Below are 10487 nucleotides of genomic sequence, written 5' to 3' on the forward strand. Positions count from 1 at the left end.
CGGCCCCATGGCCAAGCCGACGATCGACGACGAGACCTTCGAGGACGAGCACATCCTCGACGTCAACGTCACCGAGGAGATGGAGACCAGCTTCCTGGAGTACGCCTACTCGGTCATCTACTCCCGCGCTCTTCCAGATGCGCGGGACGGGCTGAAGCCTGTGCAGCGACGGATTCTCTTCGCCATGGACGACATGGGCATCCGCCCGGATCGCGGGCACGTCAAGTGCGCCCGCGTGGTGGGTCAGGTGATGGGCCTTCTGCACCCGCACGGAGACGGGGCGATCTACGACGCGTTGGTGCGGGTGGCCCAGCCGTGGTCCATGCGCCTGCCGTTGATCGACGGCCATGGCAACTTCGGCTCGCTGGACGCCGGCCCCGCCGCGATGCGCTACACCGAGTGCCGGATGGCCACCCCCGCCGTGGCCATGACCCGCGGACTCGACGAGGACACCGTCGACTTCAAGGCCAACTACGACGGCAAGGAGTCGGAGCCCGTCGTACTGCCGGCGGCCTTCCCGAACCTGCTCGTCAACGGCGCCACCGGGATCGCCGTCGGGATGGCCACCAACATCGCCCCCCACAACCTCATCGAGGTGGTGGCGGCGCTGCAGCAACTGATCCGCAACCCGGACATCGGGCTCGAGGACCTGATGCGCCACATTCCCGGACCGGACTTCCCCACCGGTGGAAAGATCGTGGGGCTCGACGGGATCCGTGATGCCTACGCCACCGGCCGCGGCACGCTGAAACACCGGGCGACCACACGCATCGAGAAGGTCTCGGCCCGACGGATGGGAATCATCGCCACCGAGCTGCCCTACATGGTGGGCCCCGAGAAGATCATTGAGCAGATCAAGAAGGCAGTCGACGACAAGAGATTGACCGGCATCGCCGACGTCAAGGACCTCACAGATCTGGCCAACGGCACCCGCCTGGTGATCGAGGTGAAGAACGGGATCAACCCCGAGGCGCTGCTGGAGCAACTGTTCAAGGTGACCAAACTGGAAGACACCTTCGCCATCAACGCGGTGGCGCTGGTCGAGGGACAGCCCCGCACACTGAGCCTGAAGGAGATGCTCGAGGTCTTCCTGGCGCACAGACTGGAGGTGACGCTTCGGCGCACCCAGTTCCAGCTCAGGAAGGCCGAGGACCGCCTCCATCTGGTGCGGGGGCTGATGGTCGCCATCGCCGATATCGACAACGTCATCGCCATCATCCGCTCGTCCGCCGACGCGGCCGAGGCACGCGGCAGGCTCACGGTGGCCTTCGACCTGACCGAGACGCAGGCCAACTACATCCTGGACATGCAGTTGCGCAGGCTGACGCGTTTCTCCACGATCGAGCTTGAGAAGGAGGCTGCCGAGCTGTCCGACCTCATCGCCGGACTCCGCGACATCGTCGACGACGACACAGTGCTGCGTCGCGTCGTCAGCAGCGAGCTGGCAGACGTGGCCAAGCAGTTCGGGACCCCTCGCCGGACCGTGCTGCTCGCCTCCTCTGGTGGCGCCCCGACGGCGGCCGCCCCTCTGGAGGTGGCAGACGACCCGTGCTGGGTGCTGCTCAGCGGATCCGGCCTGGTGGCGCGAACGGACGCACAACACGACCTCTCCCCCGATGGGCGGGCCCCGCACGACGTCATCGTCTCCCGCGTGAAGACCACGGCCCACGGCGAGTTCGCGGTGGTGACCAACAGAGGTCGGTTGATCCGCTGCCGTTCGATCGAGCTGCCGACCGTGCCCCTGACCGCGTCGGCCCCGAGCCTCCAGGGCGGTAGCCCAGCGCACGAGCTCTGGCCGTTGGCGGCCGGCGAGCGCCCACTTGGTCTGACCACGCTCGGAGGGGAAACCGCTGGCCTGGCCGTGGGCACCGCCCGTGGCGTCGTCAAGCGCGTCACGACGGAGGTCCTGACCAGGGACGCCTGGGACGTCATCGCGCTCAAGGACGGCGATGAACTGATCGGCGCCGTCGAACTGGCCGACGAGCAGGCCCACCTCGCCTTCATCACCTCCGACGCGCAACTGCTCCACTTCCCCGCCTCGTCTGTGCGCCCCCAGGGCCGCTCCGGCGCCGGGATGGCAGGCATCAAGCTGGCGCCGGAGGCCCGCGTCATCTGGTTCGGTGCGACAGACCCGGCCGCGGACGAGGCGGTGACCATCTCGGGATCGTCCTCCTCGCTGCCCGGCACCGAGTCGGGTATGGCGAAGGTCTCCCCGATGAGCGAGTTCCCGGCCAAGGGGAGGGCCACCGCGGGCGTGCGTGCTCACCGCTTCCTCAGGGGCGAAGACACTCTTCTCATCGCCGCCATCGGCGCAGCACCGGTGGTCGCGGCCGCTGCGAGCGGCTCTCCCGTAGAGCTGCCGACCGCTCACGGTCGCCGCGACGGCTCTGGCGCACCACTGTCCCAGCCGGTGGCCGCACTCGCAGGACGCGGCTCTGCGAGGGGGTAGGACCGGTAGCATCACGGACGGAAGGGAGGCCCATCATGAGCTTCGAGGATCTGCTCACCAGCAACCTGGCCTATGCCGACGGGTTCACCGACGGCGGTTTCGACGGCATCGCCCAGGCCGGCGTCGCCATGGTGACCTGCATGGATTCCCGGATCGAGCCGCTCGCCATGCTTGGACTCCGGCTGGGCGATGCGAAGATCCTGCGCTCGCCCGGAGGCCGCGTCTCCTCCTCGGTCCTCACCGGCTGTGTCCTGAGCGTTCAGCTGCTGCATGTGGACCGGATCATGATCGTGCCGCACACTCGCTGCGCGATGGCCTCGGGCACGGACGATGACATTCGCAGGGTGATCGCCGCCAAGACCGGGATCGACACCTCCTGGATCTCGTTCGGCGCCAGCCCCGACCAGCAGGCACGGCTGCGGGCCGACGTCGACATGGTGAACAACCATCCGCTGATCAAGGGTCAGGCAGAGGTCGGCGGCTTCATGTACGACGTGGACACGGGTCTGCTCACGCAGGTGATCTGAGTCACCGTGAGCCGGGCAGCAACACCCGGTGTGCTCCTCGGATGTGTGCCTCGCAGAGGTTGGCCGCGTTGGCGCCGTCGCGGGCGCTGAGCGCGCGGTGGATGCCCGCATGCTCCGCCAGTAGCCGCAGCCGCAGCGCCTCCCAGTTCGGGATCCGCTCCTCGGCCCCGAGGATGGGCCGTGCCACCGCTTCGCGGATCGCGATGGTCATGTCGCGGATCAGCCGGTTGGCGCCCAGGCCGGCGATCGCGACGTGAAATGCCGTGTCGAGCTCGTTGAACCGCGCGGTGTCCGAGACCGCGACCATGGACTCGGCCAGCCTGCCCAGGTCCGCCAGCGACGCGTCGTCCGCGTGGACCGCAGCCGCCTCCGCAGCAGCTCGCTCCAGCACCACGCGCGTCTCGGTGAGTTCGTCGAAGGAGATCGCGTCCAAGGCGACGTGCAGCTTGAGCATCCGCCCCAGCGCCGGACCTTGACTCGCGGCCACGCGGGTTCCCCGCCCTGGACCGGTGTGGGAGGTGATCACCCCCTGCGCCTGCAGGACCTTGATCGCCTCCCTCACCGCGCTGCGGCTGGTCCCCAGCTGCGTGGCCAGCTCCCGCTCGTTCGGGAGCCTCGCGTCCTTGCTGACCCTCCCTGCCAGGATCTCACTTGTCAGGAAGTCCAGGGCTGTGTCGAATCCGCCGGCGGTCATTGACCCATTGTGGCGCACAGGGAAAGTCTTGACATGGGTGCCATCGCCACCGTATGGTCAGACCAGAATATTTTGGTCTGACCATATGAACGACGGAGTTCAGCAAATGCTCTTGGAAACCTTCCAACCAGTCACCAATCCCCTTGGTGCCCAGTGGCTGTCAGCCCTCGTGGCGGTGATTCCGGTCGTCGCCATGTTGGTCACGCTCGGGCTCCTCCGCTGGAAGGCACACCACGCCGGCCCCTTCTCCTGGGCCCTGGCCCTCGTGGTGGCGGTCACCGCGTTCGGCATGCCGGTCACGACGGCTCTGGCCACCAGCGCGCACGGGTTCGTCTACGGCATCTTCCCCATCGTGTGGATCCTGCTGACCGCCATCTGGATGTACGAGGTGACGGTGGCCTCGGGCCGCTTCGAGGACCTTCGCCGCACGTTCTTCCTCATCAGCGACGATCCCCGCGTGCTGGCCCTGCTCATCGCCTTCAGCTTCGGCGGGTTGCTCGAGGCCCTCGCCGGGTTCGGGGCGCCAGTGGCGATCACCGCCGCCATGCTCGTGGCGATCGGGTTCTCCCCCCTGCGCTCGGCGATGATCGCGCTGCTCGCCAACACCGTCCCTGTGGCCTTCGGTGCGGTCGGCCTCCCCGTTCTGATGGCCGCCAAGACTGGCGGCTTCGACGATGTCCTCGCCATCTCTCCCATCACCGGTCGCATCACGGCGATGCTGTGCCTCGTCGTGCCGTTCCTTCTGCTCCATGTCATGGACGGCAGGCGCGGCCTCAAGGAGGTGTGGCCGTTCGGTCTCGTGGTGGGACTCAGCTTCGGGGTGACGAAGTGGATCGCCTCCGCCAGCCCCCTCTGGAACCTCACCGAGGTGTTCGCGGCGGTCGCCAGCGTGGGTGTGGCCATCGTCTTCCTCAAGGTGTGGCATCCCACCGGTGGTGAAGAAGCCACCGAGCGGATCGGAATCCCTCTCGACACCACCGTCGAAGGCCACGACCGGCACACGATGACCTCCGACGTCGGCGCGGCGGCGCTGACCGGCCGACGGATCGTGATGTCCCTGGTGCCCTACATCCTCGTGATCGTCGTCTTCGGCCTCGCTGCCCTCCCGCCGGTCAAGGCGGCCCTCGTCAGCACCGATATCAAGATCCGTTGGCCGGGCCTGTCGGAGATGCTCAACGTGGCCGGGGACCCAGCCACTCACCAGACCTACACCCTGGCCTGGGCGTCCACCCCCGGCATCCTGCTGGCCCTCGTGGCCGTTGTCACGGGCCTGATCTATGGCATGTCGCTCGGTCACATCTTCCGGGTGCTGTGGGCCAATGTGAAGAAGCTGAGGTTCGCCATGCTGACCATCGGCTCGGTGGTGGCGCTCGCCTACGTGATGGGCGACTCGGGACAGACCCTCGCCCTGGGCCTGTTTTTCGCCGGTGCCGGGATGGTCTACCCGTTCGTGGCTCCGGTGCTCGGCTGGATCGGCGTCTACGTCACCGGCTCCGACACCTCGGCCAACATCCTCTTCTCCGGCCTGCAATCCAGTGTCGGCGCCGAGATCGGCCCCGGGAGCCATCTCGGAACCGAGGACATGCGGGCACTCCTGGTCGGTTCAAGCGCCGCCGGCGGCGTGGTGGGCAAGATGATCTCACCGCAGTCCCTCACAGTCGCCGCCACTGCCATCGGCATCGCCGGAGCCGAATCCGTCATCCTGCGGCGCATCATCAAGTGGAGCATCATCCTCCTCGCCCTCCTGTGCCTGATCTCAGGCCTGATGTCCACGCCAGTGCTCAGCTGGCTGCTCCCCTGATCGAAAGGCCAACGATGACCACTGCACCCCACGTCGCACTCTTCGCGACCTGCATCACAGACACGATGAAGCCCTCCATCCCGATCGCGACCGTCACGCTCCTCGAACGCCTGGGCTGCCGCGTCTCCTACCCCGAGAAGCAGACCTGCTGCGGGCAGATCATGACCAACACCGGCTACTGGAAGGAGGCGCTGCCCACCGTCCGCAACTACGCGGCCAGCTTCGGCGCCTACGACTACATCGTCGCCCCCTCCGGATCCTGCGTCGGTTCGGTGCGGGAACAGCACGCGATGCTCGCCCGCCACGCCGGAGACTCCGGGCTGGAGGCCGAGGCCTCGGCCGTGGCCGCCCGCACCTACGAACTGACCGAGTTCATCGTCGACGTCCTGGGCGTCACCGATGTCGGTGCCTACTTCCCCCACCGCGTGACGTACCACCCCACCTGCCACTCGATGCGCATCGCGAAGGTCGGGGACCGGCCGCTGCGCCTCCTTCAGGAGGTCCGCGGGATCGATCTGGTGGATCTGCCCAACGCGGACCAGTGCTGCGGCTTCGGCGGCACGTTCTCGGTGAAGAACCCTGAGGTCTCCGTGGCCATGGCCTCCGACAAGGCCCGTCACGTCCGCTCGACGGACGCTGAATACCTGGTGGCCGGCGACCATGCCTGCCTGATGAATATCGGTGGCGTGCTGCACCGTCAGCGCGCCGGCATCAAGACCATCCACCTGGCCGAGATCCTGGCCACCACCGAGGAGGCACAGCGATGAACACCCGTCGCACACCGGAGCCCGGCTCATGGTTGGGCATTCCCCCGTTCCCGGAGGCGTCGAAGGGAGCCCTGGAGAATGCTGAACAGCGCAAGAACCTGCGCCACGCCACGGGCACCATCCGCGGCAAGCGCGTCCTGCGCGCGGCCGAGGTCGAGAACTGGGAAGAGCTGCGTACCGCCGGCGCCCAGATCAAGGACCGTGTCGCGCGTCACCTCGAGCAGTACCTCCTGGAGGCGGAGGCATCCATGACCGCGGCGGGCATCACGGTGCACTGGGCCCGCGACGGGGCCGACGCCAACCGCATCGTCTCCGACATCGCCAAGGCCAAGGGCGTCGACGAGGTGGTCAAGATCAAGTCCATGGTCACCCAGGAGATCGACCTCAACGAGCACCTCGAGGCGGAGGGCATCGCGGCGTGGGAGACAGACCTTGCCGAGCTCATCGTGCAGCTCGGACACGACCTGCCCAGCCACATCCTGGTGCCGGCCATCCACCGCAACAGGTCCGAGGTGCGCGAGATCTTCACCGAGGAGATGGGGCGCTACGGCGTCGCTGCGCCCGACGGAATCTCCGATGACCCCACCGAGCTGACCAACGCGGCCAGGGCCCACCTGCGGGAGAAGTTCCTCCGCGCGAAGATGGGCGTCTCCGGCGGCAACTTCATCGTGGCCGAGACCGGCACTCTGGTGATCGTCGAGTCCGAGGGCAATGGCCGCATGTGCCTCACTCTTCCCGAGACCTTCGTCTCCATCGTCGGCATCGAGAAGATCCTTCCGACGCTGGAGGACCTCGAGGTTTTCCTCAAGCTCCTCCCCCGGTCCTCCACCGGCGAGCGGATGAACCCCTACACCTCGTTCTGGACGGGCGTCACCCCTGGTGACGGTCCCCAGGATCTGCACGTGATCCTGCTGGACAACGGGCGGACCAACGCACTCGCCGACCCTGTGGGGCGTGCAGCGCTGCGGTGCATCCGATGCTCGGCCTGTCTCAACATCTGTCCCGTGTATGAACGGGTCGGCGGCCACGCCTACGGCTCTCCCTACCCCGGCCCCATCGGCGCCATCCTCGGACCGCAGCTGCGCGGGATGGAGGCGCCCAACGACCGTGCCCTGCCGTTCGCGTCCACGTTGTGCGGCGCCTGCAACGACGTGTGTCCCGTCCGGATCCCGTTCACAGACATTCTCGTCCACCTGCGTCACAAGGCGGTCGAGTACAAGACCTCCAAGCATCCCACCGGCGAGCAGGCCATCATGAAGGGCGCCGGATGGGTGATGGCCGACGGCTCGCACCTCGAGACGGTCCAGGTGGGCAGCCGGCTCGCGGGGCGGATGTTCAAGGGCAGGTGGCTGGGCCCGATGCCCATCCCGATCGCATCCCGATGGCTCAACGCCCGGGACACCGAAGCTCCACCCACCCAGACCTTCCGCCAATGGTGGAAGAAGAACCACGAAGGGGGCGCGAAGTGAACGCGCGAGATGAAGTGCTTCGCCGCGTGCGGGAGGCCACGAAGGACGTCACTGAGCCCCGCCCAGAGGTCGACGTGCCCGTCGAGTGGACCTACGGACAGCCCTTGGCCACAGCGGACGTTCTCGCGGACTTCGTCGAGAAGGTCGAGGACTACAAGGCGACGGTGACCCGGTGCGGGCAGCAGGAGGTGGGCCAGGCCCTGGTCTCCGCGCTGCAGAACCTGGGCGCCACCAGCGTCGTGGTGCCTGGCGGGTTCCCGGAGGAGTGGACTGACGCGCTGAGTGCTGCGGGCATGGTCCTGCACTCCGACGAGCCGCCGCTGACCCACGCTCAGCTCAACGTGATCGACGCCGTGGTGTCGACCTGCGCGGTCGCCATGGCCGACTCCGGCACCATCGCGCTCGACCATTCCGCGGGGCAGGGACGCCGAGCCCTCTCGCTGCTTCCAGATCGGCACATCTGTGTGGTGCGTTCGGATCAGGTGGTCAGCGATGTGCCCGAGGGGATCGCGCGGCTGGCACCCGCCCTGAGGGGGCATCGACCGGTGACCTGGTTGAGTGGGGGCTCCGCCACCAGCGACATCGAGCTCAGCAGGGTCGAAGGCGTGCACGGACCCCGCCACCTGTCGGTGGTCCTGGTCGACTGATCCACCCCTGCCTGGTGGAGGCCGGCCGCGTCACGCGTCGATGCGGTCGGCCTCCAACGCGTAGGCGCCCTCGATGATGAACTCCTTGCGCGGGGCGACGTCATTTCCCATCAGCATTTCGAAGACCCGCTCAGCGTCTGCCGCGTCGTCGACGGTGAGCCTCCGGAGGGTGCGGTGCTTCGGGCTCATCGTGGTGTCGGCCAACTGGTCCGCGTCCATCTCACCCAGCCCTTTGTAGCGCTGGGGCTCCTTGAAGTTCTGGCCGCGCTTGGTCAGTTCGGCAGCCTTCCTCTGGTACTCCGCGTCCGAGTAGGTGTAGATGTACTTGTCGTAGCCCTTCTTCGGGTTGATCAGCTCGAACCGGTGCAGCGGCGGCACGGCCGAGAACACGCGGCCGGCCTCGACGAGCGGGCGCATGTAGCGGAAGAACAGGGTTGCCAGGAGGCAACGGATGTGGGCGCCGTCGGAGTCCGCGTCCGCCATGAAGATGACCTTGCCGTAGCGGGCGGCCTCCACGTCGAACGTGCGTCCCGACCCGGCGCCGACCACCTGGATGATCGAGGCGCACTCGAGATTCTTCAGCATGTCGCCCACCGACGCCTTTTGGACGTTGAGGATCTTCCCCCTGATGGGCAGCAGTGCCTGGAACTCGGAGTTGCGCGCCACGTTCGCGGTACCCAGGGCCGAATCGCCCTCGACGATGAACAGCTCGGTGGCGTACACGTCGTTGGAGCGGCAGTCCTTCAGCTTGGGTGGGAGAGTGGAGGACTCGAGCGCGTTCTTGCGCCGCTGGTTCTCCTTGTGCGCCCTGGCCTGCACACGGGTGCGGGAGGCGCTCACCACCTTCTCCATGAGCGTGCGGGCCACGGGACGGATCGCAGCCTTGGAGCTGGTGAGGAACTCCCCCATCTCGCGCTCGATGATGCCGGCCACCAGCTTCTGAACCGGCGGCGTGCCGAGGACCTCCTTGGTCTGTCCCTCGAACTGGGGCTCCGCCAGCCGAACGGTCACCACGGCGGTGAGCCCCTCCATGCAGTCGTCCTTGAGCACCTCCTCGCCCGCCTTGAGCAGGCGTGTGCCTTCCAGGGACTTGACGAACGCGCGGGTCAGTCCGCGCTCGAAGCCCGAGACATGCGTGCCGCCCTTGGGTGTGGCGATGATGTTGACGAAGGACTTCACCGCCGCGTCGTAGCCGGTGCCCCAGCGCACCGCGACATCGACCTCCAGTTCGCGCTCGACGTCCGTCGGGGTCATCGCGCCCGTTTCGTCGAGCATGGGGACCGTCTCGACGAAGGAGTCCGTTCCCTGCAGTCGGATGACGTCCGTCAGCGGTGCGTCCGAAGCGAGGAAGTCCGCGAACTCCGTGATGCCGCCGAGGTGGACGAACGACTCCCTGACCGACTCCCCGGTCCGCGCGTCGTCGACCTGGATCCGCAGGCCCGGCACGAGGAAGGAGGTCTGGCGTGCGCGGTCGTGCAGGTGGCTGAGGGACAGCTCGGCGTCCGCAAGGAAGATCTGACGGTCCGGCCAGTAGCGGACCCGCGTGCCGGTGGTGGCCTTGGCCACGCGGCCCGTCTTCCGGAGGCCGCCCTGGGGTGTGAACGGCGCGGAGGGGCCGTCGCCGGCGAAGACTCCGGGTACCCCCCGACGGAAGCTCATCGCCCAGGTGGCCCCGTTGCGGTCCACCTCCACATCCAGCCGCGAGCTGAGCGCGTTGACCACGGAGGCTCCGACGCCGTGCAGACCACCGGTGGCGTTGTAGGAGGAGTTGCCGAACTTGCCTCCTGCGTGCAGCTTGGTGAACACCACCTCGACGCCGGAGAGCCCGGTGCGGGGCTCGGTGTCCACGGGGATGCCGCGGGCATGGTCGACCACCCCAACCGACCCGTCGGCGCCGAGTGTGACCTCAATCTCGCCGCCGTAGCCGGAGAGTGCCTCGTCAACGGAGTTGTCGATGATCTCCCAGAGGCAGTGCATGAGGCCGCGGGTGTCCGTGGATCCGATGTACATGGCCGGCCGCTTCCGGACCGCCTCCAAGCCTTCAAGAACCAGCAGATTCTTGGCTTCGTAGTCTCTGGAGTGTGGTTGGTTGCTCTTCGGGCTCTGCACCGGCCCAGATTACCCACGTCAGAC

At 67.4% G+C, this 10487-nt stretch carries 8 protein-coding genes; 6 read left to right on the forward strand and 2 right to left on the reverse strand.

The genetic code is table 11. The annotated features are described in order from the left end of the window. Positions 1-7 precede the first annotated feature (7 nt). Both ACZK39_RS00145 and ACZK39_RS00150 read left to right on the forward strand, forming a co-directional pair. Positions 8-2449 carry a DNA gyrase/topoisomerase IV subunit A gene (locus tag ACZK39_RS00145; protein ID WP_463612199.1) on the forward strand — a complete coding sequence of 814 codons (2442 nt, stop codon included), beginning with the start codon at positions 8-10 and terminating at the stop codon, positions 2447-2449. Between the two features lie 35 nt (positions 2450-2484). Beyond that, positions 2485-2976 carry a beta-class carbonic anhydrase gene (locus ACZK39_RS00150; RefSeq protein ID WP_463612200.1) on the forward strand — a complete coding sequence of 164 codons (492 nt, stop codon included), beginning with the start codon at positions 2485-2487 and terminating at the stop codon, positions 2974-2976. A gap of 1 nt (position 2977) precedes the next feature. On the opposite strand, the gene ACZK39_RS00155 is transcribed toward ACZK39_RS00150, so the two are convergent. Next, complete coding sequence (locus ACZK39_RS00155; protein WP_459054347.1) at positions 2978-3670, reverse strand: FadR/GntR family transcriptional regulator; 693 nt, start codon at positions 3668-3670, stop codon at positions 2978-2980. Positions 3671-3776: 106 nt separating this feature from the next. Between ACZK39_RS00155 and ACZK39_RS00160 the strand changes: the two genes are divergently transcribed. Genes ACZK39_RS00160 through ACZK39_RS00175 form a run of 4 tightly spaced genes read left to right on the forward strand, consistent with a single transcriptional unit; the run spans position 3777 to position 8354 of the window. Beyond that, complete coding sequence (locus ACZK39_RS00160) at positions 3777-5471, forward strand: L-lactate permease (protein WP_463612201.1); 1695 nt, start codon at positions 3777-3779, stop codon at positions 5469-5471. Positions 5472-5485: 14 nt separating this feature from the next. Further along, the gene (locus ACZK39_RS00165; RefSeq protein ID WP_463612202.1) at positions 5486-6238 is read left to right on the forward strand and encodes a (Fe-S)-binding protein; all 753 of its coding nucleotides are present in this window, start codon (positions 5486-5488) and stop codon (positions 6236-6238) included. Continuing rightward, entirely contained in the window at positions 6235-7707 is a 1473-nt protein-coding gene (locus ACZK39_RS00170) for a lactate utilization protein B (protein ID WP_463612203.1), read from the forward strand. Before ACZK39_RS00165 ends, ACZK39_RS00170 begins: the two co-directional genes overlap by 4 nt. Beyond that, positions 7671-8354: a LutC/YkgG family protein gene (locus ACZK39_RS00175; RefSeq protein ID WP_182782858.1), complete on the forward strand. Its 684-nt coding sequence runs from the start codon at positions 7671-7673 to the stop codon at positions 8352-8354. Before ACZK39_RS00170 ends, ACZK39_RS00175 begins: the two co-directional genes overlap by 37 nt. A gap of 30 nt (positions 8355-8384) precedes the next feature. On the opposite strand, the gene ACZK39_RS00180 is transcribed toward ACZK39_RS00175, so the two are convergent. Then, positions 8385-10463: a DNA gyrase/topoisomerase IV subunit B gene (locus ACZK39_RS00180; protein WP_182782859.1), complete on the reverse strand. Its 2079-nt coding sequence runs from the start codon at positions 10461-10463 to the stop codon at positions 8385-8387. Positions 10464-10487: the final 24 nt, after the last annotated feature.

The sequence above is a fragment of the Tessaracoccus luoxuelianae genome, assembly GCF_055326245.1.

Coding starts and splice junctions, on each gene's coding strand:
- ACZK39_RS00145 (WP_463612199.1), top strand. CDS start 8: ATGGCCAAGCCGACGATCGACGACGAGACCTTCGAGGACGAGCACATC.
- ACZK39_RS00165 (WP_463612202.1), top strand. CDS start 5,486: ATGACCACTGCACCCCACGTCGCACTCTTCGCGACCTGCATCACAGAC.
- ACZK39_RS00175 (WP_182782858.1), top strand. CDS start 7,671: ATGGTGGAAGAAGAACCACGAAGGGGGCGCGAAGTGAACGCGCGAGAT.
- ACZK39_RS00160 (WP_463612201.1), top strand. CDS start 3,777: ATGCTCTTGGAAACCTTCCAACCAGTCACCAATCCCCTTGGTGCCCAG.
- ACZK39_RS00150 (WP_463612200.1), top strand. CDS start 2,485: ATGAGCTTCGAGGATCTGCTCACCAGCAACCTGGCCTATGCCGACGGG.
- ACZK39_RS00170 (WP_463612203.1), top strand. CDS start 6,235: ATGAACACCCGTCGCACACCGGAGCCCGGCTCATGGTTGGGCATTCCC.
- ACZK39_RS00155 (WP_459054347.1), bottom strand. CDS start 3,670: ATGACCGCCGGCGGATTCGACACAGCCCTGGACTTCCTGACAAGTGAG.